Below are 25,944 nucleotides of genomic sequence, written 5' to 3' on the forward strand. Positions count from 1 at the left end.
GAGAATCACCATGGCGAAGCCGCCTGTGCGCAAGCCTAAGAAGAAGGTCTGCGCTTTCTGCAAGGACAAGGTCACGTACGTGGACTACAAGGACACGAACATGCTGCGGAAGTTCATTTCCGACCGCGGCAAGATCCGTGCCCGCCGCGTGACCGGCAACTGCACGCAGCACCAGCGTGACGTCGCCACGGCCGTGAAGAACAGCCGTGAGATGGCGCTGCTGCCCTACACGTCCACCGCGCGATAAGGGAAGGGTGACCGAACAATGAAGATCATCCTCACCCACGAGGTCTCCGGCCTCGGTGCCGCCGGCGAGGTCGTAGACGTCAAGGACGGCTACGCCCGCAACTACCTGATCCCGCGGAACTTCGCGATCCGCTGGACCAAGGGTGGCGAGAAGGACGTCGAGCAGATCCGTCGTGCTCGCAAGATCCACGAGATCGCGACCATCGAGCAGGCCAACGAGATCAAGGCCCGCCTCGAGGGCGTCAAGGTCCGTCTGGCCGTTCGCTCCGGTGACGCCGGTCGTCTCTTCGGCTCCGTGACCCCGGCCGACGTCGCTTCGGCGATCAAGGCTGCCGGTGGCCCCGAGGTCGACAAGCGCCGCATCGAGCTCGGTTCGCCGATCAAGACGCTGGGCGCCCACGAGACGTCGGTGCGTCTGCACCCCGAGGTTGCCGCCAAGGTCAGCGTCGAGGTCGTCTCCGCCTAAGCACTGCGCTTGGCAGAGCTGAAGCAAAACGTTGGGCCGCACCCATTGGGGTGCGGCCCAACGCGTTTCTCGTGAGCTGTCAGCTTGTGCCGGTGGCCCGGTGGCCCGGTGGCCCGGTGGCCCGGTGGCCCGGTGGCCCGGTGGCCCGGTTTCACGTGAAACCGGGACCGGTGCGGGTCAGGGGAGAGCGGGGTCAGGGTGTGGCGCCGGTGACGATCCAGCGGCCGGAGCGTGAGCGCAGCCACAGGGTCAGCATCCGTACGGTCATCATCAGCGTCATGGCGCCCCACAGTGCGGTGAGCCCTCCGCCGAGCACCGGCACCAGCAGGGCGACCGGCGTGAAGACGGCCAGGGTGACGAGCATGGCCCCGGCGAGGTATCGACCGTCGCCCGCTCCCATCAGGACTCCGTCGAGGACGAAGACGATCCCGCAGATGGGCTGGGAGAGCGCCACCATCAGGAGTGCGGGCAGCGCCGCGTCCTGCACGGCCTGGTCATTCGTGAACAGTGGGATGAAGAGCGGTCGGGAGACGATCACCAGGAGTCCCAGGACGACTCCCGAGGCGATGCCCCACTGCACCATGCGGCGGCAGGCCTCGCGTGCTCCCTGCGGATCGTCGGCTCCCAGATAGCGACCGATGATGGCTTGGCCCGCGATGGCGATGGCGTCGAGCGCGAAGGCCATCAGGCTCCACAGGGAGATGATGATCTGGTGCCCGGCGATGTCCGCGTCTCCCAGCCTGGCGGCGACCGCGGTGGCGATCATGAGGATGGCGCGCAGGGAGAGGGTGCGCACGAGCAGCGGCGCGCCTGCCTGGGCGCAGGCGCGGATGCCTGCGATATCCGGCCGAAGGGAAGCTCCGTGGCGCCGGGCGCCGCGGATCACGACGTAGAGATAGACCGTGGCCATGCCGACCTGGGCGATGACGGTTCCCCAGGCGGAACCGGCGATGCCGAGGTGGGCGCCGTAGACGAGGCCTGCGTTGAGTGCGCCGTTGGCGACGAAGCCGCCGACCGCGACGTAGAGAGGGGTCTTGGTGTCCTGGAGGCCGCGCAGAACTCCGGTGGCGGCCAGGACGACGAGCATGGCCGGGATGCCGAGCGACGAGATCCGTAGATAGGTGATCGCGTAGGGCGCGGCCGTGTGTGAGGCGCCGAACAGGTCCACGAATGCGGGAGCTGTGGGCAGGACGATGGCGATGACCGCGGCGCCGAGCAGCAGGGCGAGCCAGATTCCGTCCATGCCCTGTCGGATCGCGGACTGGAGATCTCCGGCGCCGACGCGGCGGGCGACGGCGGCGGTGGTCGCGTATGCCAGGAAGACGAAGACGCTGACCGCCGTCATCAGGAGGGACGAGGCGACGGCGAGGCCGGCCAGTTGGGAGGTTCCCAGATGGCCGACGATGGCGCTGTCGGCCATCACGAAGAGTGGCTCAGCGACAAGTGCGCCGAAGGCGGGGACGGCCAGCGCGATGATCTCGCGGTCGTGCCGGCGCCGGGTGGCTTTGGGCGCCGCGGGAGCCTGTGTCATGGGCACCAATGTAATCTTCCACAGGTAAGAGATGCAATCGCCTTAGGATCCTTACATCTCGGCCTCTCCGGCGTGGCGTGGCACACCATTCGCAGCGATCTTGGGTCGAGTGCAAAAGTATTTTTCCTGCACAGCCGGTGGACTATAAAACTGCAGGTCAGGCACGTTTCTTCGCGGCCCCTGAGTGCTTGTTCACAGGGCTGTCCACCGTGTCGTGCACAGGTTTTGCGGAGTTCTCCACAGCGAGAGGCCCTTCATCCACACCGCCTGTGGATAACCAGATTGGCTGAAGGTGCCGAGGGGCCTACCGTGGTGCGGCGCCCGCCACGTCCTCAGGCCTCGGAAACCTCACAAAACCGACGCAACAGAACCGGAGTCGGGCCCCGTAATTGTCAGTGTCGTGCCGTAAGAAAGAGGGCACGGCTAGGTCCGCCCGGCGGACTGGAGGAGGTGGCCCGGTGAGTATCTCCGAGCCTTTGGACGACCCCTGGGCCGACAGCGGTCCCAGCGACCGTCTGCCCGCCTCCCGCCAGCGCCGCAACGGGGGGCGGGGACGCGAGGAGCAGCACGACCGCGGTGACGGCGGCTGGGACGACGGGGCCCCGTCGTTCGAGCGCGTCCCGCCCCAGGACCTCGACGCGGAGCAGTCCGTCCTCGGTGGAATGCTCCTGTCCAAGGACGCGATCGCCGACGTCGTCGAGGTGATCAAGGGCCACGACTTCTACCGCCCCGCCCACGAGACGATTTTCACCGCGATCCTCGACCTGTACGCGAAGGGCGAGCCGGCCGACCCGATCACGGTCGCGGCCGAGCTCACCAAGCGCGGCGAGATCACCAAGGTCGGCGGCGCATCGTATCTGCACACCCTCGTGCAGACGGTCCCGACGGCGGCGAACGCCGAGTACTACGCGGAGATCGTTCACGAGCGGGCGGTCCTGCGCCGGCTGGTCGAGGCGGGCACGCGCATCACGCAGATGGGATACGCGGCCGACGGCGACGTCGACGAGATCGTGAACAGCGCGCAGGCCGAGATCTACGCGGTCACCGAGCAGCGCACGAGCGAGGACTACCTCCCGCTCGGCGACATCATGGAGGGTGCCCTCGACGAGATCGAGGCGATCGGCTCCCGCAGCGGCGAGATGACCGGTGTGCCCACCGGATTCACGGACTTCGACTCCCTGACGAACGGTCTGCACCCCGGCCAGATGATCGTCATCGCGGCCCGTCCGGCCATGGGTAAGTCCACGCTGGCGCTCGACTTCGCGCGCGCCGCCTCGATCAAGCACAACCTGCCCAGCGTCATCTTCTCCCTGGAAATGGGCCGCAACGAGATCGCGATGCGTCTGCTGTCAGCGGAGGCACGGGTCGCGCTGCACCACATGCGCTCGGGCACCATGACCGACGAGGACTGGACGCGGCTCGCCCGCCGGATGCCCGAGGTGTCGGCGGCGCCCCTCTACATCGACGACTCCCCGAACCTGTCGATGATGGAGATCCGCGCGAAGTGCCGCCGCCTCAAGCAGCGCAACGACATCAAGCTCGTGATCATCGACTATCTGCAGCTGATGCAGGCCGGTGGTTCGAAGCGCTCCGAGAGCCGCCAGCAGGAGGTCTCGGACATGTCGCGAAACCTGAAGCTCCTGGCCAAGGAGCTCGAAGTCCCGGTCATCGCGCTCTCGCAGCTGAACCGTGGCCCCGAGCAGCGTACGGACAAGAAGCCGATGGTGTCCGACCTGCGTGAATCCGGTTCGATCGAGCAGGACGCGGACATGGTCATCCTGCTGCACCGCGAGGACGCCTACGAGAAGGAGTCGCCGCGCGCGGGCGAGGCGGACATCATCGTGGGCAAGCACCGTAACGGTCCGACGGCGACGATCACGGTGGCCTTCCAGGGCCACTACTCGCGCTTCGTGGACATGGCGCAGACCTGATTCCTCCCGCCGCCTCTGAGCAGGCGAAAAGCGGTCGACGGGCGGCGTGTGCCGGGGTGGACTTGGGGGATGACAACACCTCCTGAAGAACTGCTGCCCGCGACGCTTCGGGCGCTGCTGCACCGCATCGCCACCGCTCAGGCGGAAGGCCGTTCCCCTTCGCTGGTTGCCGCGGTCGTCCGCGACGGTGAGCTGGTGTGGAGCGGCGGTCGTACCTGTGTGGACGGGCACGCTCCGGACGAGAACGTGCAGTACCGGATCGGCTCGATCACCAAGACGTTCACCGCCGTACTCGTGCTGAGGCTGCGTGACGAGGGGCTGCTGGACCTCGGGGACCCGCTCGAGAAGCATCTGCCGGGTACGGGCGCAGACCAGGTCACGATCGCCGAACTCCTCGCGCACACCGGTGGGTTGGCGGCCGAGACGCCGGGGCCGTGGTGGGAGCGCTCGTCGGCCTCATTGCGTCCTCAGCTCTCCGATGTGCTGGGCGAGCAGCCGTTCCGGCATCCGGCCGGCAAGCAGCACCACTACTCCAACCCCGGCTACACGCTGCTCGGTTCGCTGGTGGAGGCGCTGCGCGGGGCGCCGTGGGAGGACGTCCTGCGCAGCGAGGTCCTGGAGCCGCTCGGCCTGCACCGGACGAGCGGGCAGCCGCTGGCCCCGTACGCGGGCGGCTGGGCCGTGCATCCCTGGGCCGACGTGATGATGCCGGAGCCGGCTGAGGACCTGGGGCTGATGGCTCCGGCGGGACAACTCTGGTCGACGGCGGCGGACTTGGGGCGGTTCGCGAGCTTCCTGATGGCGGGGGACGACCGGGTGCTGAGCGCGGAGTCCGTACGCGAGATGCGGACGCCGGCCGCGCCGACGCTGCCAGGGGACTGGGACTCCGCCTACGGGCTCGGTCTGCAGCTCTCACGCAGTCATGGGCGGCTGCTGGCCGGGCACGGCGGTTCGCTGCCCGGGTTCGTGGCCGGGCTGTGGCTGAGCGAGGAGGAGGGGTTGGCCGCGGTCACGCTCGCCAACTGCACGTCCGGCGTTCCGGCTTCGACGGTGAGCAAGGATCTCCTCCGTATCGTCGCCGACGCCGAGCCGCGCATTCCGGAGCCCTGGCGGCCGCTGCCGGAGGTCGACCCGGAGGTGCTTGAGCTAGCGGGCCCCTGGTACTGGGGGACGCAGACCACGGTGCTGCGGCTCACGGCTGACGCAGGCGTCTCCCTCGGGCCGCTGGAGGGCGGCGTGCGGGGCTCGCGGTTCCGGCCGAACGGTGACGGCACCTGGACGGGGCTCGACGGCTACTACGCCGGGGAGCTCCTGCGCGCCGAGCGGCGGCCCGACGGGTCGGTGAGCCATCTCGACCTCGGGTCGTTCGTCTTCACGCGTGAGCCGTACGAGGAAGGGGCTCCGGTTCCCGGCGGAGTGGATCCGGAGGGGTGGCGAGGGCTGCCCAGGTCCTAGTCGAGCTGTGGAGGCGTGGGGCTGTTTCACGTGAAACAGCCTCACCCCTTTCGATGACAGACGCCCAAGGCTTCGTCGTGATGTCAGAGCTGGAGCTTGAAGCCGATGTGGGATGCCTCGAAGCCCAGACGTTCGTAGAAGCGATGGGCGTCGGTCCGGGTCGCGTCGGAGGTGAGCTGCACCAACTGACAGTCCAGGCGGCGGGATTCGTCCACCGCCCATTCGATGAGCCGGGTGCCGAGCCCGCTGCCCCGCTCGTCCGCGTGGACCCGGACACTTTCGATGATCGAGCGCGTGGAGCCCTTCCGCGAGAGCCCGGGAATCACGGTGAGCTGCAGGGTTCCGACGAGGCGTTGCCCGCGCACGGCGACGACCAGGTGCTGGTTGGGGTCCTCGGCGATCCGCGTGTGTGCGTTCAGATACGGGGTGAGGTCGTCGGGTGACTCGCGGCGGGCACCCAGCGGGTCGTCCGCCAGCATCGCCACGATGGCCGGGATGTCGGCGGCTGTGGCGGGTCGTATCTCAAGATCTCCCATGGGCCGCAGCTTATGTGGCCACCTGGTCGTCAGGCCGAGGCTTAACCGGCGAACCGGCGAACCGGCGAACCGGCGAACCGGCGCCTGGCGGCATGGTCGAGTCGGGTGGCGGGTCAGGCCGGCATCCGGACGGCTTCCACCGCGCGTACCAGCGGGGCGAGCTCGGGGGTCTTCGCCGCCTCGTCGAGTGCCTCGCGCAGCGCGGTGTCATTGGTCGGCCGTGCTTCGGCGAGCAGAGCCAGGCCTGCCTCGCTCACGTCCGTGTAGATGCCGCGCCGGTCGGTCGGGCAGAGGTAGCGGGCCAGCAGGCCGCGGTCCTCGAGGCGGGTCACCAGGCGGGTGGTGGCGCTCTGGCTGAGGACGACGGCGTCCGCGACCTGCTTCATCTGCAGGTGCCCGCCTACTCCGTCGTGCTGGCGGCTCAGCACGTCGAGCAGCGAGTACTCGCGCACGCTCAGGTCGTGTTCGGCCTGCAGGGCACGCTCGATGTGGCCCTCGATCCTCCCGTGCAGCAGGGAGAGCGCACACCAGCCCTGAGCCAGGGCGGTGAGTGCGGGGTCTGTGGCGGTCATGGCTCTTGGTCCTCCATCCCGAAGCGACAGATCCAAGGGTAATCCACGTTCGAAATTGCCCGCGTCTGCAAGTAATGACCTTTTGTGAGTTCAGCCCGCAGCGACCGTCACCGGAGCGAACCGGCGGGTCCAATCTCCGGGGAGGTCAGGGACGCCAAGAGCCATCACGGCGTTGAAGCTCGTCGCTTCCACGCCGCGCTCCTTGATCCACGTCAGCAGTTCCTCGTGGCGGACGTCGATGTCGGTGCGCAGAGGGAGATTCGTGCCAGCGGCGAGCGACGTCACGAGGGCCTTCGCGGTCTCGGTGTCGCGGGCGATCAGCGGGCCGATGACGTGGGTGTCCATGTTGGGCCAGGCAGCCGCGTAACCGATGAGCTCACCGCCGTCCTCGGCCACGCGGAGCTGGTCGGCGAACGCCGGGAGGCGGGTGACCATGTGCGTACGGTCGGAGCCGAAGACGGCTTCGTCCAGCCGAAGGATGGCCGGGAGGTCCTCCGCCGTGGCCGGGCGCGTGGCGACGGACGGCGTGGGGCCGCCGGGGGTGAAATGACCGCGGACCATTTCCGCGCGCCCGATGGTCTTGAAGCCCAACTCCTCATAGAGCGGGCGGCCGTTGGAGGTCGCGTGCAGGGTGAGCGGTGTGGGCTGCGCCTGCTCGACGATGTGTCGCATGAGGCGGCGGCCGATGCCGCGGCGCGCGTGGCGCTGGGCGATGAGCACCATGCCGATGGCGCTCAGCGTGGGCCTGTCCGGCGGGCCGTAGTCGGTCACGACGCAGGCGCTGACCAGGCCGCCGTCGGGGTCGTCGATGCCGTGTCCGGTACCGGCCGCGAGCAGGAGGCCCCACTTGTGTTCCTCACGGGGCCAGCCGCGGTCCTCGGAGAGGTCGGCGCACGCGGTGACGTCGCGCCGGGTGAGCCGGCGAATGGGCAGGTCGGAGAGGGGAGGTGTCGACACGCAGGTCAGGCTGTCGGATCTGACGGCTCCACGTCCACCGCTTTGCGGGCGGCGGGCGGTCGTTTCGGTCACGTCATGTCGGGCGACACGGCTTGGCACGGTTTCACGTGAAACACCCTGCTGGGTATGCCCACGGGCTCTGACGAGGGCAGCGACCCCGGCTACTACCCTCCGCGTTCATGAAGCGACTGCATCTCTTCGACATGGACGGAACGCTGCTCTACGGGACCACGGCGTCCCTGGAAATCTCGCGCCAACTCGGGCTCGAAGCCGAGACGATGACCCTTGACCGTGAGATCGGCGCGCAGCGCATCAGCTCGCAGGAGTTCGCGCGACGCGTGCACGCGCTGTGGGCGGGACTCACCCTCGACCACGTGACGGCCGCGTTCGAGGGCGCGCCGTGGCTGACGAACATCCGGGAGACGTGGACGGAGATACGGGCGGGCGGCGACTACTGCGCGGTGGTCTCGCTCTCGCCGTCGTTCTTCGTGGAGCGCCTGACAGGGTGGGGTGCCCATGCAGCGTACGGCTCGCGGTTTCCCGCGGTGCCCTTCACCGAGCCGGTCGATCCCGCGGGCGTTCTCAGTGGCGCGTCGAAGGTCGAGATCGCGGACCGGCTTTGCGAGGAATTCGGCGTGAACCGGGATCATTGCATTGCTTACGGCGATTCACTGTCCGACGTGGAACTCTTCGGCGTCGTGCCGGTATCGGTCGCGGTCAATGCTGATGAGCATGTCACGGGACTGGCGACGTACTCGTATGCCGGGCGGGATCTGAGTGAGGCGTACGAATTGGTGCGGCACGCCGGTTAATCGAGGGATCGCAGGGCCAATTCCCTTGCCGAATTCGCTGGTTGACCAGGGAGACTTGTGTGTTCGGCGGCTGCCGGTAGTGTCGACTCCGGTCCGCGGCAGGGGTGCCGGGGGCAACCAAGGTCGCGCACGCAGGCTGGACAGCGTATCGGGGCGGAGGGATCGAGGACCCGCACTTTCCGCCAATCAGTGCGTGCGGCCACTCTGGATGGCATGTTGCCGGATGCGAACTGCGGGCAATGTCACATTCCTTCCTTACTTGTCCGTAGCCGCCGCGAATGCGGTTTGACTTGGGCCGTTGCACTCTGGCGCGGCAGAAACGGGGGAAAGACCGGCTTCCGATCGTGGGAGCACGCAGACCGACCAAATGATGTTCGAGGCGAGGCACAGCATGGACGCTCCGACCACTGAGTCGGCCGACTCCGGTTCCGGCGGGGGCGGTTGGTTCACGCCGCGCCCGGGACCGGCGGCCGGCGCGAGCACGGGCCAGGAGGCGCCGTCAGAAGGGCGCGAGGCCACGCCGCTACGGCCCGTCGGCCGGCCCGAGCGAATAGCGGACGCACGGTCCGAGACAGTGCCTGCACAGAGTCTCGCCCCGGCCGTGGAAGCCGCCCGCGAGCGAGAGGCTTCCCCCGACGCCCGGCTCGTCCGCCGGACGTTGCAGGAGGTCGCCCAGTACGGTGACAAGGTCACCTCGTACTTCTACGCCCTGCTCTTCGTGCGCCACCCCGAGCTGCGGCCCATGTTCCCCGCCTCGATGGACGCCCAGCGCGACCGGCTCTTCAAGGCGTTGCTGACGGCGGCCGAGCACGCGGACAACAAGAGCGTCCTCGTCCCGTACCTGAAGAACCTCGGCCGTGGACACCGCAAGTACGGCACGCAGCCCGAGCACTACCCCGCGGTCGGCGAGTGCCTGATCGGCGCGCTGACCCAGTACGCGTCGACGACCTGGGACAAGGTGACGGAGGCGGCCTGGGTCCGCACGTACACGACGATCTCCCAGGTCATGATCGACGCCGCGGCGGAGGACGAGCTGCGCGCGCCCGCGTGGTGGTACGCGGAGGTCGTCTCGCACGACCTGCGGACCCCGGACATCGCGGTGGTCACGGTCCGGCCCGATCAGCCGTACCCGTTCCTCGCCGGGCAGTACACGAGCCTGGAGACGCCGTGGTGGCCGCGGATCTGGCGGCACTACTCCTTCGCCTCGGCGCCCCGGTCCGACGGGCTGCTTTCGTTCCACGTGAAGGCCGTACCGGCCGGCTGGGTGTCCAACGCGCTCGTGCACCGCGCCCGCCCCGGCGACGTGCTCCGCCTCGGTCCGCCGGCCGGTTCGATGACGGTGGACCACCGCACCGACAGCGGCCTGCTGTGCCTCGGCGGAGGAACCGGGATCGCGCCCATCAAGGCCTTGGTCGAAGACGTCGCCGAGCACGGCGAGCGGCGTCCGGTCGAGGTGTTCTACGGCGCCCGTACCGACCACGACCTGTACGACATCGACACGCTGCTACGGCTCCAGCGGAGCCACTCGTGGCTGTCGGTACGCCCGGTCATCGACCAGAAGGCCCACGTGCAACTACCCGACGCGGTGCGCGGGTACGGCCCGTGGAACGAATTCGACGCCTATCTGTCGGGTCCGCCCGGCATGATCCGCAACGGCATCGACGCCCTGCGGGACATCGGGATTCCGGTGTCCCGCATCCGCCATGACTCCGTGGAGGAACTGGTCGCGGCGGGCAACTGAGGGGGCAGCGGCATCTGCCCCAGGGAGCCCCGCTCCCGACCCCTCCGTCAGCCCAGATCCGGGGCGTGCATCGCCCGGACGCCTTCGATGTTGCCGTCGAGGTAGTGGCGCAGTGAGAGCGGTACGAGATGGACCGAGGCGATGCCGACGCGGGTGAAGGGCACCCGCACGATCTCGTACTCGCCGCACGGCTCCTCGATCTCGGGGCCGTGCCGCTCGCTGAGGTCCATCGACTCGAGCCGGCAGACGAAGAAGTGCTGGACCTTCACGCCGGTGGCGCCGCCGTCCTCGCCGATGTGCTCGACGGTGTCCACGAAGCAGGGCACCACGTCGATGATCTTGGCGCCGAGCTCCTCGTGGACCTCGCGATGCAGGGCTTCGACGACAGTCTCGTCCTCGGGTTCGACCCCGCCGCCGGGGGTCAGCCAGTACGGATCCATGCCGGGCTTGGTCCGCTTGATCAGGATCAGGTCGTCGCCGTCGAGCAGGACGGCGCGTGCGGTGCGCTTGACCACGGGTCGGACGGTCATGGGAGAAATGTGGCCCCGCTGGTTCCACGTGAAACATTCCCCACCGACCTGGCCCCCAGGTCAGTGCCGATCGACGACCGCAAGCAGTAGCGGCGCGTGACCCGTGCGCCCGTGCCATGACCAGGGAGCCGGTCCGTACGACGGTGGCGGGCGCCCTGCCACCACGCGAGATGGAGTGCTGACGCGCAGTCAACTGGCCGCGTCCACCGCCGTGGAAGACGTCCCTCAAAGGCCCTGGGCGGCCGTCTCGTCGAGTGCGCGCAGTACGTCCGCCACCAGGTCGTCCGGGTCCTCCGCGCCGGCGGAGAAGCGGATGAAGCCCTCCGGGACGTCGTCTCCGCCCCAGCGGCGGCGGCGTTCGGCCGTGGACCGTACTCCGCCGAAGCTCGTCGCGTCGTCCACCAGGGTCAGGGCTTCCATGAACCGCTCGGCGCGGGTGCGCGTGGGGAGCGTGAAGGAGACCACGCATCCGAAGCGCCGCATCTGGCGCGCGGCGACCTCGTGTGAGGGGTCGTCGGGCAGGCCCGGGTAGCGCAGATTCTCGACGTCGTCGCGGTCGCGCAGGGCACGGGCGAGGGCGAGCGCGTTGGCGTTCTGCCGCTCGGCCCGCAGGTGGAGCGTGGCGAGGGAGCGATGCGCGAGCCAGGCCTCCATCGGGCCCGGGATCGCGCCGACGATCTTGCGCCATCTCCGTACCGACGCGGCCAGCTCCGCGTCGCGGCAGGTCACGTAGCCGAGAAGGATGTCTCCGTGGCCGGTGAGCTGCTTGGTGCCGCTGGCCACGGAGAAGTCGGCGCCGAGCTCCAGGGGGCGCTGCCCGAGCGGTGTGGCCAGGGTGTTGTCGACGGCGACCAGGGCGCCACGCTCGTGTGCCGCGTCGGCGAGCCGGCGCACATCACACACATCGAGGCCGGGGTTCGACGGCGTCTCGATCCACAGGAGCTTCGCGCGGTCCAGGGCGTCGAGCTGCGCGTCGCCGGCGGTGGGAGCCATGTGGACCTCGACGCCGTACGCCCTGAGCTGTTCGGCGACGAGCGGGAACACCTGGTAGCCGTCGCTCGGCAGTACGACCGTGTCGCCGGCCTTGAGCTGGGAGAACAGCACCGCCGAGATGGCGGCCATGCCGGAGGCGAAGACGAGGGTGTCGACGTCCTCGTGCCCCGGCGCCTCGAGTTCGCCGATGGCCCGCTCCAGGTGGGTCCACGTCGGGTTGTCGTCCCGGCCGTAGGTGTAGGGCCCCGAGACATCGCCCGGGAGGTGGAAGTGTGCGGCGAAGACAGGGCCTGGGAGCGTCGGTTCGTTCTTGTGGGCCTCGGGCAGTCCCGCCCGCACCGCGCGCGTGCCGTCGCCGAGCTGTGCCGATTCCGTCATGCCGATCGTCCCTCCGCCGCCGTGCTCACCGCGTCGAGCAGCCCGTCGCTCGCCGCCTCGACCATTTTCAGACACTCCTCGAACCCGTCGATGCCTCCGTAGTACGGGTCCGGCACATCAAGATCCGTACCCGCCGACGGGTCGTACGAGCGCAGCAGCCGGACCTTCTCCGCGTCCTCGGGAGTCGGTGCGAGGCGGCGCAAGGTGCGAAGGTGGCCGGCGTCGAGGGCGATCACGAGGTCGAGGCCGGCGAACCACGAAGCACGGAACCGGCGTGCCTCGTGGTCGGCCTCGTAGCCGGCGGCTTCGAGCACCGAGACGGTGCGCGGGTCGGCGCCGTCGCCCTCGTGCCAGCCGTCGGTGCCCGCGCTGTCCACCTCCACGAGGCCGTCGAGACCGGCCTCGTGGACCCGTGCGCGGAAGACCGACTCGGCCATGGGCGAACGGCAGATGTTGCCGGTGCAGACGAAGCACACACGGAAGGGCATCGGGCGGGCTCAGTCCTCGTCGGGCAGGGCGACGTGCAGCGCCCAGGAGACGACCGAGATGATCAGGCCGCCCAGGACGGCGGTCCAGAACCCCTCGACGTGGAAGCTCAGGTCGAACTTGCCTGCCAGCCACGAGGTCAGCAGCAGCATCAGGGCGTTGACCACGAGGGTGATCAGGCCGAGGGTCAGGATGAACAGCGGGAACGTGAGCACCTTGACGATGGGCTTCACCAGGAAGTTCACCAGGCCGAAGAGCAGCGCCACTATGAGGAGCGTGCCGACCTTCTTGCCGGTGCTGTCGCCGGTCAGCGTGATCTTGTCGAGCAGCCACACGGCGACAGCCAGGGCCCCCGCGTTGGCGATCGTCTTGACTACAAAATTCTTCATGTGTCTGATCGTGGCAGACGAGACGGGATCATGAGAGCGACCGGGTCAGGCCGTTCACAGGCAAGGGGCGGACAAGAGGGATGAAGGCATTCCGGCTGGACGAACTGGAAGCGGAGCGCGCCGCGAACGACGGCGCCTATCTGCAGTTCCTGCGGGAGCGGAACATGTCGGTCGGGCTGTACGCGCTCGACGCGGGGGACCAGGACCCGCAGCGGCCGCACCAGCAGGACGAGGTGTACGTGGTCGTCAGCGGCCGTGCGTCGCTGACCGTCGGCATGGAGACGACCCAGGTGGCGCGCGGCAGCGTCGTGTACGTGCCGGCCGGGGTGACGCACAAGTTCCATCACATCAGCGAGGACTTGAGGGTTCTGGTGGTGTTCTCTCCACCTGAGAGCTGAGGGCGCGTCTCGGGGTCCCCTAAGGGTTCGCTCAGGGAACGACAAGGGGTCCGAGGGCCCCACGGGGCGCCTCGACGTGCCAGCATCGAATGCAGACGGGCCGGTCCTGCGGACACGCGGACCGGCACTCAGGCAACAGACATTCAGCCGCATCGAAGCGGTGCGGCTCCGGAGAGAGGTCAGGACGATGGCGGTGCGGGAGATCTTCGAGGGGATGCCGTGGTGGGTCAAGTGGATCGCGGTGCCGGTCATCGCCCTGGTCGTCTTCGGCGGGCTGATAGTCAGCGTCCTGGGCATCGTGATCCACCTGCTCTTCAAGGTGCTGCTCTTCGTGGCCCTGGTCGGTGGACTCATCTACGTCGTAAGGAAGTTCATGACGGGTTCGTCCTCGCGCAGCGACTGGTAGCGCCGGTCAAGCGCGGTTCGCTCGCGCGGGGGAAGTTTCCCCGCGCGGCCCTTCCGGAGTGGTGGCCAGGGCTAGAGTCCCGGACTCGACGGTCGCACCCCCGCGATCCCGAGAAGCGGGGGCCCACCCGCTTCGGGAGTGAATCTTGGCCACGGCTGAACCCCTTTCCGCCGCCCCGCTGTCCGCCGACACCACGCACCGTGACACGACACGTTCCGGTACCCGGCCACCTGCCACCAGGTCCCCCGCCACCAGGCCGGCCGGCACCAAGCCTCCCGACGCCACGTCCCCGGACCCGGCACGCCCATCCCCCAAAGGCCACCCGCACGTCTGCGAAGAAGGCCACGACGAGGCTGGGGCCGACGAGGCTCGCGCCGAGGGTCTGACCGCCGCCCCGCCCACCCTCATCGGCTCCGTCCAGCGCGCGATGCGCCTCCTCGAAGCCGTCGCATCGCACAGCGACGGCGCCCCCGCGAAACAGCTCGCCCGGGAGGCGGGCCTCGCGCTCCCCACGACGTACCACCTGCTGCGCACGCTCGCCCACGAGGGCTATCTCCGCAAGGAGAAGGGCGTGTTCACGCTGGGAGCGGCGACCGAGCAGCTGAGCAGCAGCGCCGCACAGCAGAATCGCCGAGGCATGATCACCGATGGCCTGCGGCACTGGCGCGACGCCATCGGCATCCCCGTGTACTTCGCGGTCTACCGGGAGGGCGAGATCGAGGTCGTCTCCGTCGCCGACACGCCCGGGAATCCCGCGGTTTCGGAATGGGCCGACTTCCGCGAGACGGGACACGCACATGCCATCGGCCAGTGCCTGCTGTCCCAGCTCGACGACGAGGGCCGACGGGGCCACCTCGATCGTTACCCAGCGTATTCGATCACCCCGTACACGGTGCGTGACGACCGGACGCTGCTCCGACGCCTTGCGGGGCTTGGGCGGATGCAGCCTGTGGTGGAGCGTCAGGAGTATGCGCTGGGCACGGTTTGCGCCGCTTTTCCCATCACTGTGGGGTCCACAGCAGCCACGATCGCGGTCTCGTTGCCCGCTCATCAGGCCGGCCGGCTGCTGCCCGCGGCACGTCAGTTGCAGCACGAAGTGGGCAAGCTGATGGGGACACTCGCCTTCTCTATCAGCATCTGAAAACTCACTCCTTGTGATCTCGCATGTACTTTAAGCAAGATGCGAAGAGCGTCGGGACGGTTGTTCCCGGCCGATCGACGGCAATTTGACGGGGTAGGCGATGCGCGAGTCGGCACAGTCGGTACAAGCAGAGGTCATGATGAGCTTCCTCGTGTCCGAGGAGCTCTCCTTCCGCATCCCGGTGGAGTTGCGGTATGTCGCCGCTGATCCCTATGCCGTGCGGCTGACCTTCCACCTGCCCGGGGACGCCCCGGTGACCTGGGCCTTCGGAAGGGAGCTCCTGGTGGACGGGATCGCGATCCCCTGCGGTGACGGCGATGTGCGGATCGAACCGGTGGAACTGGTGGGCAGCGAGGGCGAGATGCCGGGCGAGGTGCACATCAAGCTCCAGGTCGGCGGCGACCAGGCGCTGTTCAGGGCGGGCATCGCTCCGCTCATCGCGTTCCTCGACCGCACCGACAGGCTCGTCCCGCTCGGTCAGGAGCGGGCGCTGGCCGACTTCGAGACGCATCTCGACGAGGAGCTCGACAAGATCCTCGCCGAGGAGCAGAGCGCGGGCTGACCTGCACCGGGATTCCCCGAACGTTCAACTGACGTAACGCTTCAGCAGACCGGTGCCCTTGGAGTGCCCGCAGGGGTTCAGCGCTTGCGGCGCCGGCCTCTGCCTCCGCGTACCGCACCAGCCGCGGCAGGTGCAGCGGATGTCGGGGAAGCCGGGCGGTCGGCAGGGGACACGCGGTCGGCGGAGACCACCAGGGCCGCGAGTGCCGTCGTCACCGGAACCGAGGCGACGAGGCCGATCGAGCCGACGAGGGTCCGGACGATCTCCTCCGCCACCAGTTCGCTGTTGGCGACGGACCCCACACCGCTCTGCGCGATCGAGAAGAGCAGCAGCAGCGGCAGCGCCGCGCCCGCGTACGCGAGGACCAGGGTGTTGACCACGGACGCGATGTGGTCGCGGCCGATGCGGATGGCCGCGCGGTACAACCCGCGCCGGCCCATCGTCGGGTCCGCCTGGTGCAGCTCCCACACAGCAGAGGTCTGAGTGACCGTCACATCGTCCAGCACGCCGAGCGAGCCGATGATGACGCCGGCGAGCAGCAGACCGCTCATGTCGATGGACGGATAAAGGCCGTGGATCAGGCCGGTGCTGTCGTCCGTGTTGCCCGTCAGCGCCGCCCAGCCGATGAACAGCGAGCCCAGCAGGCCGATCAGGAACAGCGACACGAGTGTGCCGAGCACCGCCACCGAGGTGCGGGCCGTCAGTCCGTGGCACATGTAGAGCGCGATCAGCATGATGGCGCTCGCCCCGACCACGGCGACCACCAGTGGATTCGACCCCTGCAGGATCGCGGGCAGGATGAAGAAGGTCAGCACCATGAAGCTGACGGCCAGGGCGATGAGCGCCATGACGCCCCGCAGCCGTCCCACGACGACCACGACCAGTGCGAAGATGCCGGCCAGCAGCGCCATCGGGAACCGGCGGTTCACATCGGTGACCGAGTACTGGAGTTCCTTGGGCGCGTCGGGCGCGTAGGCCACGATCACCTGCTGCCGTTCGTGCAACTGCCGTGGTGAGTCCGGCTGCACGATCTCCGTGAACGTACGGCCCGTGTCCTTGCCGCTGTCGATGCGGACCGTTGCCTTCCCGCACGTGCCCTTTGCCGGTTGCCCTGCCGAGGGGCCTCCAGAGGTCGGCGTGCCCGGCGCGGGAGCGCCGCCCGAGGCGTTCACGGAGCCGCAGTCGACCTTGTCGACACGTGTGACGGTGGCCTGCTGGGTCTGCCGGTCGAACCCGACGCCCGAACGGGAGTGGGGTGGTGCGCCACCGGGCCACAGCACCACGAGACCGACGACGACCGCCACGGAGAACGGGATGAGTACCGCGGCGATGACCTTCCGCAGATGCCGGGAAACGGGCGCGGCGGGGCCGTGGCTGTGGGAGTGCCCGTGGCCCGAATGCCCTTGATTCTGCGGGGGAAGCGACGGCGGGAGCGGGGGCTGCTGCGTGCTGGTCACCGCCCGATCATCGCAAGAACGGCAGGGGCCCTCTGTTCAGCGCGCCAGATATGACGCTAGCGTGGGGGCACCTTTGCACACGCGGGAGCTCGGAGCACCGGGCTGAGAGGGCGCTGACCTCCGCTTCGGCGATGTTTCACGTGGAACATCGTCCGACGGAAGCCGCTGCGTCGACCGCCGAACCTGTTACCGGGTAATGCCGGCGTAGGGAGTAGGTCTCATGACCACATCGGACGCACGCACGCCTGCCTCCAACCAGTCCGCAGGGACGGGCGAGGCCGGGAAGTCCATCGGCTGGCACAAGGGGTACGTCACGGGCTCACGCCCCGACCTCCAGGTGCCGGTCCGCCAGGTGCACCTCACCAACGGCAAGGCGGTCACGCTCTACGACACGTCCGGGCCGTACACCGATCCGACCATCGACACCGATGTCCGCAGGGGCCTCGCGCCGCTGCGGGAGAACTGGATCATCGGCCGCGGCGACACCGAGGAGTACGCGGGCCGCCCGGTCCGCCCCGAGGACGACGGGATCAAGCACACCTCGCCGCGCGGCGGCCTGCGCAACCTCGACGCGGTCTTCCCCGGCCGCCCCCGGCAGCCGCGCCGCGGCCGCGGCGGCCAGGCGGTGACCCAGCTCGCGTACGCCAGGCGCGGGGAGATCACGCCCGAGATGGAGTACGTGGCCCTCCGGGAGAACGTGGAGCCCGAGGTCGTCCGCGAGGAGATCGCCGCGGGTCGCGCGGTCCTGCCGGCCAACGTCAACCACCCGGAGATCGAGCCGATGATCATCGGCAAGCGATTCCTGGTGAAGGTCAACGCCAACATCGGTAATTCCGCGGTCACTTCGTCCATCGAGGAGGAGGTGGAGAAGATGACGTGGGCGACCCGTTGGGGCGCCGACACGGTCATGGACCTCTCCACGGGCCGCAACATCCACACCACCCGCGAATGGGTCCTGCGCAACTCCCCCGTCCCGATCGGAACGGTCCCGCTCTACCAGGCGCTGGAGAAGGTCGACGGCCGCGCCGAGGAGCTGACCTGGGAGATCTACAAGGACACGGTCATCGAGCAGGCCGAGCAGGGCGTCGACTACATGACGGTCCACGCCGGTGTGCGCCTGCCGTACGTCCCGCTCACCGCGAACCGCAAGACGGGCATCGTCTCGCGCGGCGGCTCGATCATGGCGGCCTGGTGCCTCGCGCACCACAAGGAGAGCTTCCTCTACGAGAACTTCGAGGAGCTGTGCGAGATCCTCGCGGCGTACGACGTCACGTACTCGCTCGGCGACGGCCTGCGGCCCGGCTCCATCGCGGACGCCAATGACGAGGCGCAGTTCGCCGAGCTCCGCACGCTCGGTGAGCTCAACTCCATCGCCAAGCGGCACAACGTACAGACGATGATCGAGGGCCCCGGGCACGTCCCGATGCACAAGATCAAGGAGAACATCGACCTCCAGCAGGAGATCTGCGAGGAGGCGCCGTTCTACACGCTCGGCCCGCTGACCACCGACATCGCACCGGCCTACGACCACATCACCTCCGGCATCGGCGCCGCGATGATCGCGTGGTGGGGCACGGCGATGCTCTGCTACGTCACGCCCAAGGAGCACCTGGGCCTGCCGAACCGTGACGACGTGAAGACCGGCGTCATCACGTACAAGATCGCGGCCCACGCGGCGGACCTCGCCAAGGGCCACCCGGGCGCCCAGGAATGGGACGACGCGCTGTCCGACGCGCGGTTCGAGTTCCGCTGGGAGGACCAGTTCAACCTGGCCCTCGACCCGGTCACGGCAAGGGAGTTCCACGACGAGACCCTCCCGGCCGAACCCGCGAAGACCGCCCACTTCTGCTCCATGTGCGGGCCGAAGTTCTGCTCGATGAAGATCTCGCAGGACATCCGCCGTGAGCACGGCGGGACGAAGAGCGAGATCGAGGCGGGCATGGCGGAGAAGTCCAAGGAGTTCGCCGCCGCCGGCAACCGGGTCTATCTGCCGATCGCGGACTGACAGGTCTGGCTGCCGATCGCCGACTGACAGGTCTGGCTGTCGGTCGCGGACTGATCTGGCCCGTATACGGGTGAGCGGGGCGCTCGTGCGTGAGCGTCCCGCTCAGGGGGAAGTGCCGTGCGCCCTAGTCCGGCTGGTGGTCCGGGCCTCCGTAGTCGGGGCTGCTGAAGTCCGGGCTGGAGTAGCTCGGGCGGCCGGAGGAGCCGCCTTCCGTCGCCGGGCTGCTGAACCCCGGCCTGTTGTACCCGAGGTGCGGTATACGGTTCACGGCTCCGGGAGGGCCGCCGCGGGTCGCGGGGGCCGTCGGAGGATCCGCGAGCGCCTCCCGGAGGAACGGCACTATGCCGCGCTCCAGGAGCACCAGACCCCAGGCCTCTCTGGCCCGGTCGACCTCCTCACTGGAATCGTTGTGCGCGCCGGCCTGCAAGGACGTCGCACCGTTGCGCAGGGCGGTGAGCAGCAGTGCGACACCGGCGACGAGGATGCCCGCCGCAGTGAGCGCGGCGAACACCCAGCCGGCCGTCAACAGGGTCTGGGCGAAGGCCTGTTCCGGGTTGAACAGCTTCAGCAGGTACCCGACGAGCAGGAAGATCACGGCGGCCGTCCCGGCAAGCACGGGAGCGAGCACAGCGACGACGGCAGTCACGCCGGCTCCGGTCTCGGTCGCCTCTCCCATGGCTGGGGCCAGGCCGGTCGTGCCCTCGCCGGACTCGGCCGGAACACCCTCCTCGTCCTGCCTGGGCACGGGCTGCGGCGCGGCCCGCAGATCCGCGCGGACCTTCACGTAGTTCTGGTACTCGGTGGCGGCCGCGGCCGTGATCAGAGCGGTGGCGTTGAGCGCCATGGTGCGTAGTTGTTCGGGGTTGAGCCGCTGGCCCAGGGCGGCGAGATCGGGCCGGTCGGGTGCGGTACGCAGCGCCTCATCGAGGATCCGCTCGAACTCGGGGCGGTCCTCGTTCAGCAGGTGCGGAGCGCTGTTCATGTGCATCCCCCGATGCTCCGTAGGGCTTGGGGGCTCGCATGGTTGCGAGCCGTCTGGCAGAAACGGAGGGGAGCCTGCTACGGATAAACCGATGGTAGAGCGGTGAAGGCACGCGGTGACAGGGGATTTCCCGAATTTGGCCCGGTGGTCCGCCTGCGCCCCCGTGCGCTGCGTCTGCCCGGGTAACCGCTAGCTATCCATGGGGAGTTGCTGGACCAGCAGCTTTCCGGCCATGGTCACGCCGCCGTCCATCGCGATCGCGAGTCCGCCGGCGTACACGTGCGGGCCTTCGACCAGGGGGCGGCTGTCCTCGGAGCCGTCCGCCGCGTCCTCGGTGCCGACCTCGCCGAGGAGGTACGGGATGGGGCTGTGGCCGTGGACGACGCGCGTGCCGCCATAGGCGCCGAGCAGTTCGCGTACGGCGTCCGGGCCGGATTCATCGCGGAAGGCGAAGCGCTTGGTGAACTTGCGGAAGAGGTCCCAGCACTCGTCCGCGTCGTTACGGGTGAGGGTCTCGCGGACCGTGTCGTTGACCGCTTCGATCGAGTCGCCGTAGTCGAGGTACGTGGTCGTGTCGGAGTGCATCAGGAGGTGGTCGTCCTCCAGCTCGATCGCGTCGAGCCGGGACATCCACTGCAGATGGACGTCCTGGAGCCGGTCCATGTCGGCCTTCTGCCCGCCGTTGAGCAGCCAGGCCGCCTGGAAAGTGGCAGTGCCCGCCCCGGAGTTGACCGGCGTGTCGCCGAAGCGCTTGGCGCCCAGGAGGAGCAGTTCGTGGTTGCCCATCAGGGCCTTGCAGTAGCCGCCGGCGGCCGCGGCCTCCGCGGACAGCCGCATCACGAGGTCGATGACGCCGATGCCGTCGGGCCCGCGGTCGGTGAAGTCGCCGAGGAACCACAGCCGGGCGGTGCCCGCCGACCAGTTGCCCTCGGCGTCGATGAGGCCCTTCTCGTGCAGGGCCTCGGTCAGTTCGTCGAGGTAGCCGTGCACGTCGCCGACGACGTACAGCGGACCGAGACCGTCCGCGGACCGGGGCGCCGGCTCGGCGTCGATGTGCACCTGGACCGTGTCACCCCGATGGATGACCGGCAGATCGCGCTGTGTCGGCGTGTAGCCCTCGGGCTCGTCGGCCTCGGGGGCCTCCGCTGAGGCTTGCGGGTACGCGGACGCCGGGAACGGACCGTCCTTGTACAGGACGTGCCGCCGGGGGTCGGGCTGTGCGGGTACCGGCACGGACAGGACGGGGGCCTCGAGGTCGGGGCCGGGCTCCTGGACGTATGCCGGTACGTCGTGGACGTACGCCGGAACGCGGAAGTCGCGCAGCGTCGCCGTGCGCACCTCGGGTCCCTGACCGGCCCCCTGAGTCATCGACCCCTCCACCACCATTGCGCCGCCTCTGCACCCGATCGGACTGCCTGGTCGCAGCGGCCCGCGGTGTCGTCCGCCCATCATAGGAATGCGGCTCGCGCTGTGTGGTGCACCAGGGGTGGTGAATCGGATCCGGGCGGCAGTTCGCCGTGCTTTTCTCCCGAATTGGTACGGGCTTTTCCGGGTGGTCTTCGGGGAGACCACCCGGAAGCCGTCGTTCAGTCCTTGCGCGGGGAGCGGGGCGGGCTGACGGTGGTGCGCGGCGGACGGCGCTGGGACGAGGTCCTCACGATCAGTTCCGTCGGCACCACTTGTTCGACCGGCCGGTCCGACGCGACGCCTTCGATGGCGTCGATCAGGAGCTGGACGACCGCCGTACCGATCCGCCGCGGTTTGAGCGACAGGGTGGTGATGGGCGGTTCGGTGGTGGCGTACACGGTCGATTCGCTGCAGCAGACGAGCAGCAGGTCGTCGGGGACGCGCAGGCCGTACCGGCGGGCGGCGGCGAGCAGGTCCGTGCCGTTGGGGTCGAACAGTCCGTACACGGCGTCGGGCCGGTCGGGGCGGGCCAGGAGCCGGTCGGCGGCGACGGCCCCCGCACACGGGTCGTGCGCGGGATAGGACTCGTACACGGGTTCCTGTCCGATCCGTTCGCACCAGTGGAGGTACGCGGAGGTGGACAGATGGGTGTACGTGTCCGTGGTCGTGCCGGTGAGCAGTCCGATGCGGCGGGCCCCCGCGTCGGCGAGGTGGTCGAGGATGCCGAGGACGGCGGCCTCGTGGTCGTTGTCGACCCAGGCGGTGACGGGGAGGGTGCCGGCGGGGCGCCCGTCCGAGACCACGGGCAGGCCCTGGCGGACCAGCTCGGTGACGACCGGGTCGTGGTCGGAGGGGTCGATCACGACGGTGCCGTCGAGGGCGACGTTCGACCACACGTCGTGGCGTGAGGTGGCGGGCAGAATGACTAAGGCGTAACCGCGGGCCAGTGCCGCCGATGTGGCGGCTCTCGCCATTTCCGCGAAGTACGCGAACTCGGTGAAGGTGAAAGGTTCATCCCCGTAGGTCGTCACGGTCAGGCCGATGAGGCCGGACTTGCCGGTACGGAGCGTTCGGGCCGCCGCGGAGGGGCGATAGCCCAACCGGTCGGCGACCTCGCGGACATGGCGTCGGGTGGCGTCCGGGAGCCGGCCCTTACCGTTGAGCGCATCGGAGACAGTCGTGATGGAGACCCCGGCGGCGGCGGCAACGTCTCTGATCCCTGCGCGTCCTTGCCGGGTGCTCCGGCGGGTGGTCTCCGCCCGGCTCACCTGGTGCTTCCCTGCTGCTGTCATGGCGAGCCGATAGTAGGGCTCATGCGGCGGGGTGGCGGGAATGCATATGCACCTGTTGGCAGGCACGTTTCTGCATGGCCTGGACCAGTCAATGCCCATGGAAAGCAAGGAAGTTCGGCGTTCAGGCGTTAGGACGGCACTTGTCGGCGCGCATAGGCCTGCCAAGTCGGCGATGTTGCGAGTAGGTCTCAACTCACCTTCACGGGGGACGCGCGCCACGGCGCGTGCCACCGGCGCGCGACGGACCGGGGAGCGCTCCCCCTCGTCCGTACGCCTTCGCCTGGCCGGTGGCGGACCTCGTGGGTGGTGGCGGACCCTGGAGCGGATGACGCGGGGCCCTGGCCCATTGGGGTCTGCCGTGAATCCTCTTAAGGTGAGCAGTATTGAAATGGTGGTCGCGAGGAGGACTGCGGTGAGCGAGACGAGCCCCAAGCTGCGTGCCGAGCTGGAAGGCATCCCCGTCTACAAGCCGGGCAAGCCCGCTGCGGCCGGTGGTCCGGTGGCGTACAAACTGTCCTCGAACGAGAACCCGTATCCGCCGCTGCCCGGTGTGATGGAGAGTGCTCTCGCGGCGGCCGGGTCCTTCAACCGCTACCCCGACATGGCCTGCACCGGGCTGATGAACGAGCTGGCGGAACGCTTCGCCGTGCCGGTCACGCACGTGGCGACGGGCACCGGCTCGGTCGGTGTGGCGCAGCAGATGCTCCAGGCGACGAGCGGTCCCGGCGACGAGGTCATCTACGCCTGGCGGTCCTTCGAGGCGTACCCGATCATCACGCAGATCTCCGGGGCCACGGCGGTGCCGGTGCCGCTGACGTCCGGTGACGTCCACGACCTCGACGCCATGGCCGACGCGATCACCGACCGCACGCGCCTGATCTTCGTGTGCAACCCGAACAACCCGACCGGCACGGTGGTGCGCCGGGCCGAGCTGGAGCGGTTCCTGGACCGGGTGCCGAGCGATGTCCTGGTCGTGCTCGACGAGGCGTACCGCGAGTTCATCCGGGACGCCGAGGTACCGGACGGCGTCGAGCTCTACCGGAACCGGCCGAACGTCGCGGTGCTGCGGACGTTCTCCAAGGCGTACGGCCTCGCCGGGCTGCGGGTCGGTTTCGCCATCGCGCACGAGCCGGTGGCCGCCGCGCTGCGCAAGACGGCCGTGCCGTTCGGCGTGAGCCAGCTCGCCCAGGACGCGGCGGTCGCGTCGCTGCAGGCCGAGGACGAGCTGTTCGGCCGGGTCGGCTCGCTGGTGTCCGAGCGCACGCGCGTGGTCGCGGCGCTGCGGGAGCAGGGCTGGACGGTGCCGGAGACGCAGGCGAACTTCGTGTGGCTGCGGCTGGGGGAGCGCACGACGGACTTCGCGGCGGCGTGCGAGCGGGCCGGTGTGGTCGTGCGGCCGTTCGCCGGCGACGGGGTGCGGGTCACGATCGGGGAGACCGAGGCCAACGACGTCTTCCTGCACGCGGCGGCGGCGTTCTTCAAGGAGATGTAGCCCGGCCCTTCGGCGGTGGGTGCCGGGGTTGGGGTGACATGGGGGGTTTCCCGAAGTTAAGGGGGACCCCCCTTTGGGTTGTCCGGAGCTAGTAGTACATAATGCTTGTGAATGTGAACGCGTTCACAAGCGCGTCCGGTTCACCCGAAGATCAGTGGGATTAAAGGGGCATACTGCCGCTGTGACCACGGCGACGTAAGGAGATGACGCAGTGGACTCCACCACGGTGATGGCCCTTGCGCCGGAAACTCTGGCGCGATGGCAGTTCGGCATCACGACCGTCTACCACTTCCTGTTCGTGCCCTTGACCATCTCGCTCGCCGCTCTCACGGCGATCCTGGAGACGGCATGGGTGCGGACGGGCAAGGAGCACTACCTCAGGGCGACCAAGTTCTGGGGCAAGCTCTTCCTGATCAACATCGCCATGGGTGTCGTCACCGGCATCGTGCAGGAGTTCCAGTTCGGCATGAACTGGTCCGACTACTCGCGCTTCGTCGGTGACATCTTCGGTGCACCGCTCGCTTTCGAGGCGTTGATCGCCTTCTTCTTCGAGTCGACCTTCATCGGCCTGTGGATCTTCGGCTGGGACAAGCTCCCGAAGAAGCTGCACTGCGCGACGATCTGGATGGTGTCGATCGGCACGATCCTGTCGGCGTACTTCATCATGGCCGCCAACTCGTTCATGCAGCATCCGGTCGGCTACAAGATCGTGAACCGGGACGGCGTCAAGCGTGCCGAGCTGACCGACTTCCTCGCCGTGCTCACGCAGGAGACGGTGCTGGTCAACTTCTGGCACGTCATCAGCGCGTCCATCCTGGTCGGCGGCGCCTTCATGACCGGCATCTCGATCTACCACCTGCGCAAGAAGCAGCACGTCCGCACCATGCGCAAGTCGCTGCGGCTCGGCCTGGTCACGGCCATGGTCGGCACGCTCCTCACCGTCGTCAGCGCGGACACGCTCGGCAAGGTGATGTACGAGCAGCAGCCGATGAAGATGTCGGCCGCGGAGGCGCTGTGGGACACCACGAAGCCCGCCCCGTTCTCGATCTTCGCGTACGGCGACGTCGCCAAGGGCCACAACACCGTGGCCATCGAGATCCCCGGAGTGCTGTCGTTCCTCGCCAAGAACGACTTCAACGCCGAGATCCCCGGCATCAACGACATCAACAAGGCGGAGCAGGCGAAGTACGGTCCGGGTGACTACCGGCCCAACATCCCCACCGCCTACTGGTCGTACCGCTGGATGATCGGCTTCGGCGGGGTCTCGATGGCGCTGTGCACCGCGGGTCTGTGGCTCACACGGCGCAAGTTCTGGCTGGCGCCGGCGCATCGCACCGGCGAGGACGACGTGCCCAAGCTGATGCTCACCAAGAACACGGAGCTGACGCCGAAGCTCGGCAACTGGTGGTGGCGCCTCTCCCAGTGGACGCTGATCTTCCCGCTCATCGGCATCTCCTGGGGCTGGATCTTCACCGAGACCGGGCGCCAGCCCTGGGTGGTCTACGGCGTGCTCCGGACCAGGGACGCGGTCTCCCCCGGTGTCTCGCAGGGCGAGGTCATCACCTCGCTGACCGTGTTCACGCTCATCTACGCCATCCTCGCCGTCATCGAGGTGAAGCTCATGCTCAAGTACGTCAAGCAGGGGCCGCCCGAGCTCACCGAGGCCGATCTCAACCCGCCCACCAAGATCGGCGGGCCGGGATCCGGAGCGGATTCCGGCGGCGACTCCGATGCCGACCGGCCCATGGCCTTCTCGTACTGAGCCTGAGGAGCTGCTGA

Annotated in this window: 25 protein-coding genes and 1 riboswitch; of the genes, 13 read left to right on the plus strand and 12 right to left on the minus strand. The window is 68.7% G+C overall.

Annotated elements, in window-relative coordinates; genetic code table 11:
• Positions 1-10 precede the first annotated feature (10 nt).
• Positions 11-247 (plus strand): 30S ribosomal protein S18, encoded by a 237-nt coding sequence (rpsR, locus tag ABZ893_RS21840; RefSeq protein WP_003949403.1) that lies wholly within the window; start codon positions 11-13, stop codon positions 245-247.
• An 18-nt stretch (positions 248-265) separates the two neighbouring features.
• Complete coding sequence (gene rplI, locus ABZ893_RS21845; RefSeq protein ID WP_361406235.1) at positions 266-712, plus strand: 50S ribosomal protein L9; 447 nt, start codon at positions 266-268, stop codon at positions 710-712.
• A 193-nt stretch (positions 713-905) separates the two neighbouring features.
• Here the strand turns inward: rplI and ABZ893_RS21850 are convergent, their stop codons facing one another.
• The gene (locus ABZ893_RS21850) at positions 906-2,243 is read right to left on the minus strand and encodes an MATE family efflux transporter (RefSeq protein ID WP_361406238.1); all 1,338 of its coding nucleotides are present in this window, start codon (positions 2,241-2,243) and stop codon (positions 906-908) included.
• A 458-nt stretch (positions 2,244-2,701) separates the two neighbouring features.
• Here ABZ893_RS21850 and dnaB point away from each other — a divergent pair, with 458 nt between their 5' ends.
• Together dnaB and ABZ893_RS21860 are read left to right on the plus strand one after the other, a co-directional pair.
• Complete coding sequence (dnaB, locus tag ABZ893_RS21855) at positions 2,702-4,174, plus strand: replicative DNA helicase (RefSeq protein ID WP_361406241.1); 1,473 nt, start codon at positions 2,702-2,704, stop codon at positions 4,172-4,174.
• Between the two features lie 69 nt (positions 4,175-4,243).
• Positions 4,244-5,629: a serine hydrolase domain-containing protein gene (locus ABZ893_RS21860; RefSeq protein WP_361406244.1), complete on the plus strand. Its 1,386-nt coding sequence runs from the start codon at positions 4,244-4,246 to the stop codon at positions 5,627-5,629.
• A gap of 83 nt (positions 5,630-5,712) precedes the next feature.
• Here ABZ893_RS21860 and ABZ893_RS21865 read toward each other — a convergent pair whose 3' ends face one another.
• The 3 genes from ABZ893_RS21865 to ABZ893_RS21875 form a co-directional block, all read right to left on the minus strand.
• Positions 5,713-6,165, minus strand: coding sequence for a GNAT family N-acetyltransferase (locus ABZ893_RS21865; protein ID WP_361406247.1), 453 nt, complete (start codon positions 6,163-6,165; stop codon positions 5,713-5,715).
• A gap of 113 nt (positions 6,166-6,278) precedes the next feature.
• Positions 6,279-6,737, minus strand: a complete 459-nt coding sequence (locus ABZ893_RS21870; RefSeq protein WP_361406250.1) for a MarR family transcriptional regulator — start codon at positions 6,735-6,737, stop codon at positions 6,279-6,281.
• 90 nt (positions 6,738-6,827) lie between these two features.
• Positions 6,828-7,694 carry a GNAT family N-acetyltransferase gene (locus ABZ893_RS21875; RefSeq protein ID WP_361406253.1) on the minus strand — a complete coding sequence of 289 codons (867 nt, stop codon included), beginning with the start codon at positions 7,692-7,694 and terminating at the stop codon, positions 6,828-6,830.
• Between the two features lie 179 nt (positions 7,695-7,873).
• On the opposite strand from ABZ893_RS21875, the gene ABZ893_RS21880 reads away from it, so the two are divergent.
• Positions 7,874-8,506, plus strand: coding sequence for an HAD-IB family phosphatase (locus ABZ893_RS21880; RefSeq protein ID WP_361406256.1), 633 nt, complete (start codon positions 7,874-7,876; stop codon positions 8,504-8,506).
• Between the two features lie 370 nt (positions 8,507-8,876).
• Complete coding sequence (locus ABZ893_RS21885) at positions 8,877-10,247, plus strand: globin domain-containing protein (protein WP_361406674.1); 1,371 nt, start codon at positions 8,877-8,879, stop codon at positions 10,245-10,247.
• Positions 10,248-10,294: 47 nt separating this feature from the next.
• Here ABZ893_RS21885 and ABZ893_RS21890 read toward each other — a convergent pair whose 3' ends face one another.
• The 4 genes from ABZ893_RS21890 to ABZ893_RS21905 form a co-directional block, all read right to left on the minus strand.
• Positions 10,295-10,777 carry an NUDIX hydrolase gene (locus ABZ893_RS21890; protein WP_361406259.1) on the minus strand — a complete coding sequence of 161 codons (483 nt, stop codon included), beginning with the start codon at positions 10,775-10,777 and terminating at the stop codon, positions 10,295-10,297.
• 225 nt (positions 10,778-11,002) lie between these two features.
• Positions 11,003-12,148: a cystathionine gamma-lyase gene (locus ABZ893_RS21895; protein WP_361406262.1), complete on the minus strand. Its 1,146-nt coding sequence runs from the start codon at positions 12,146-12,148 to the stop codon at positions 11,003-11,005.
• Positions 12,145-12,636, minus strand: a complete 492-nt coding sequence (locus tag ABZ893_RS21900) for a low molecular weight protein-tyrosine-phosphatase (protein ID WP_361406265.1) — start codon at positions 12,634-12,636, stop codon at positions 12,145-12,147. The genes ABZ893_RS21895 and ABZ893_RS21900 overlap by 4 nt, the downstream gene beginning before the upstream one ends.
• A 9-nt stretch (positions 12,637-12,645) precedes the next feature.
• Positions 12,646-13,023 carry a phage holin family protein gene (locus tag ABZ893_RS21905; RefSeq protein ID WP_361406268.1) on the minus strand — a complete coding sequence of 126 codons (378 nt, stop codon included), beginning with the start codon at positions 13,021-13,023 and terminating at the stop codon, positions 12,646-12,648.
• Between the two features lie 80 nt (positions 13,024-13,103).
• Here ABZ893_RS21905 and ABZ893_RS21910 point away from each other — a divergent pair, with 80 nt between their 5' ends.
• From ABZ893_RS21910 to ABZ893_RS21925, 4 genes are all read left to right on the plus strand, one after another.
• Positions 13,104-13,421 carry a cupin domain-containing protein gene (locus ABZ893_RS21910; protein WP_361406271.1) on the plus strand — a complete coding sequence of 106 codons (318 nt, stop codon included), beginning with the start codon at positions 13,104-13,106 and terminating at the stop codon, positions 13,419-13,421.
• 193 nt (positions 13,422-13,614) lie between these two features.
• Positions 13,615-13,827 carry a DUF5326 family protein gene (locus ABZ893_RS21915; RefSeq protein WP_361406676.1) on the plus strand — a complete coding sequence of 71 codons (213 nt, stop codon included), beginning with the start codon at positions 13,615-13,617 and terminating at the stop codon, positions 13,825-13,827.
• A gap of 382 nt (positions 13,828-14,209) precedes the next feature.
• The gene (locus ABZ893_RS21920; protein WP_361406678.1) at positions 14,210-14,968 is read left to right on the plus strand and encodes a helix-turn-helix domain-containing protein; all 759 of its coding nucleotides are present in this window, start codon (positions 14,210-14,212) and stop codon (positions 14,966-14,968) included.
• Between the two features lie 100 nt (positions 14,969-15,068).
• A complete protein-coding gene (locus ABZ893_RS21925; protein ID WP_361406274.1) occupies positions 15,069-15,530 on the plus strand; it encodes an SsgA family sporulation/cell division regulator in 462 nt (153 codons plus the stop codon).
• A 77-nt stretch (positions 15,531-15,607) separates the two neighbouring features.
• Here the strand turns inward: ABZ893_RS21925 and ABZ893_RS21930 are convergent, their stop codons facing one another.
• Positions 15,608-16,987 carry a YibE/F family protein gene (locus tag ABZ893_RS21930; RefSeq protein WP_361406277.1) on the minus strand — a complete coding sequence of 460 codons (1,380 nt, stop codon included), beginning with the start codon at positions 16,985-16,987 and terminating at the stop codon, positions 15,608-15,610.
• Positions 16,988-17,058: 71 nt separating this feature from the next.
• Positions 17,059-17,215: riboswitch (TPP riboswitch) on the plus strand.
• On the opposite strand from ABZ893_RS21930, the gene thiC reads away from it, so the two are divergent.
• Entirely contained in the window at positions 17,208-18,992 is a 1,785-nt protein-coding gene (gene thiC, locus ABZ893_RS21935) for a phosphomethylpyrimidine synthase ThiC (RefSeq protein ID WP_361406280.1), read from the plus strand. (Overlaps the previous riboswitch by 8 nt.)
• 124 nt (positions 18,993-19,116) lie before the next feature.
• Here thiC and ABZ893_RS21940 read toward each other — a convergent pair whose 3' ends face one another.
• The 3 genes from ABZ893_RS21940 to ABZ893_RS21950 all read right to left on the minus strand — a co-directional run bounded on the left by ABZ893_RS21940 (position 19,117) and on the right by ABZ893_RS21950 (position 22,673).
• The gene (locus ABZ893_RS21940) at positions 19,117-19,980 is read right to left on the minus strand and encodes a hypothetical protein (protein ID WP_361406283.1); all 864 of its coding nucleotides are present in this window, start codon (positions 19,978-19,980) and stop codon (positions 19,117-19,119) included.
• Positions 19,981-20,163: 183 nt separating this feature from the next.
• Positions 20,164-21,342 carry a metallophosphoesterase family protein gene (locus tag ABZ893_RS21945; RefSeq protein ID WP_361406286.1) on the minus strand — a complete coding sequence of 393 codons (1,179 nt, stop codon included), beginning with the start codon at positions 21,340-21,342 and terminating at the stop codon, positions 20,164-20,166.
• Between the two features lie 218 nt (positions 21,343-21,560).
• Positions 21,561-22,673: a LacI family DNA-binding transcriptional regulator gene (locus tag ABZ893_RS21950; protein WP_361406289.1), complete on the minus strand. Its 1,113-nt coding sequence runs from the start codon at positions 22,671-22,673 to the stop codon at positions 21,561-21,563.
• A 412-nt stretch (positions 22,674-23,085) separates the two neighbouring features.
• Between ABZ893_RS21950 and hisC the strand changes: the two genes are divergently transcribed.
• Both hisC and ABZ893_RS21960 read left to right on the plus strand, forming a co-directional pair.
• Positions 23,086-24,165: a histidinol-phosphate transaminase gene (hisC, locus tag ABZ893_RS21955; RefSeq protein WP_361406292.1), complete on the plus strand. Its 1,080-nt coding sequence runs from the start codon at positions 23,086-23,088 to the stop codon at positions 24,163-24,165.
• 229 nt (positions 24,166-24,394) lie between these two features.
• Positions 24,395-25,927 (plus strand): cytochrome ubiquinol oxidase subunit I, encoded by a 1,533-nt coding sequence (locus tag ABZ893_RS21960; protein ID WP_361406681.1) that lies wholly within the window; start codon positions 24,395-24,397, stop codon positions 25,925-25,927.
• Positions 25,928-25,944: the final 17 nt, after the last annotated feature.

Source organism: Streptomyces sp. NPDC046821, assembly GCF_040645335.1.
Taxonomy (GTDB): Bacteria; Actinomycetota; Actinomycetes; order Streptomycetales; family Streptomycetaceae; genus Streptomyces.

What these genes read in the sequence shown, in the direction of transcription:
- ABZ893_RS21900 (WP_361406265.1), bottom strand. Translation starts at nt 12,636, where the DNA reads ATGCCCTTCCGTGTGTGCTTCGTCTGCACCGGCAACATCTGCCGTTCG.
- ABZ893_RS21885 (WP_361406674.1), top strand. Translation starts at nt 8,877, where the DNA reads ATGTTCGAGGCGAGGCACAGCATGGACGCTCCGACCACTGAGTCGGCC.
- ABZ893_RS21925 (WP_361406274.1), top strand. Translation starts at nt 15,069, where the DNA reads ATGCGCGAGTCGGCACAGTCGGTACAAGCAGAGGTCATGATGAGCTTC.
- rplI (WP_361406235.1), top strand. Translation starts at nt 266, where the DNA reads ATGAAGATCATCCTCACCCACGAGGTCTCCGGCCTCGGTGCCGCCGGC.
- thiC (WP_361406280.1), top strand. Translation starts at nt 17,208, where the DNA reads ATGACCACATCGGACGCACGCACGCCTGCCTCCAACCAGTCCGCAGGG.
- ABZ893_RS21850 (WP_361406238.1), bottom strand. Translation starts at nt 2,243, where the DNA reads ATGACACAGGCTCCCGCGGCGCCCAAAGCCACCCGGCGCCGGCACGAC.
- ABZ893_RS21960 (WP_361406681.1), top strand. Translation starts at nt 24,395, where the DNA reads ATGGCCCTTGCGCCGGAAACTCTGGCGCGATGGCAGTTCGGCATCACG.
- ABZ893_RS21890 (WP_361406259.1), bottom strand. Translation starts at nt 10,777, where the DNA reads ATGACCGTCCGACCCGTGGTCAAGCGCACCGCACGCGCCGTCCTGCTC.
- ABZ893_RS21940 (WP_361406283.1), bottom strand. Translation starts at nt 19,980, where the DNA reads ATGCACATGAACAGCGCTCCGCACCTGCTGAACGAGGACCGCCCCGAG.
- ABZ893_RS21865 (WP_361406247.1), bottom strand. Translation starts at nt 6,165, where the DNA reads ATGGGAGATCTTGAGATACGACCCGCCACAGCCGCCGACATCCCGGCC.
- rpsR (WP_003949403.1), top strand. Translation starts at nt 11, where the DNA reads ATGGCGAAGCCGCCTGTGCGCAAGCCTAAGAAGAAGGTCTGCGCTTTC.
- ABZ893_RS21880 (WP_361406256.1), top strand. Translation starts at nt 7,874, where the DNA reads ATGAAGCGACTGCATCTCTTCGACATGGACGGAACGCTGCTCTACGGG.
- ABZ893_RS21945 (WP_361406286.1), bottom strand. Translation starts at nt 21,342, where the DNA reads ATGACTCAGGGGGCCGGTCAGGGACCCGAGGTGCGCACGGCGACGCTG.
- ABZ893_RS21895 (WP_361406262.1), bottom strand. Translation starts at nt 12,148, where the DNA reads ATGACGGAATCGGCACAGCTCGGCGACGGCACGCGCGCGGTGCGGGCG.
- ABZ893_RS21910 (WP_361406271.1), top strand. Translation starts at nt 13,104, where the DNA reads ATGAAGGCATTCCGGCTGGACGAACTGGAAGCGGAGCGCGCCGCGAAC.
- ABZ893_RS21860 (WP_361406244.1), top strand. Translation starts at nt 4,244, where the DNA reads ATGACAACACCTCCTGAAGAACTGCTGCCCGCGACGCTTCGGGCGCTG.
- ABZ893_RS21870 (WP_361406250.1), bottom strand. Translation starts at nt 6,737, where the DNA reads ATGACCGCCACAGACCCCGCACTCACCGCCCTGGCTCAGGGCTGGTGT.
- ABZ893_RS21905 (WP_361406268.1), bottom strand. Translation starts at nt 13,023, where the DNA reads ATGAAGAATTTTGTAGTCAAGACGATCGCCAACGCGGGGGCCCTGGCT.
- ABZ893_RS21950 (WP_361406289.1), bottom strand. Translation starts at nt 22,673, where the DNA reads ATGACAGCAGCAGGGAAGCACCAGGTGAGCCGGGCGGAGACCACCCGC.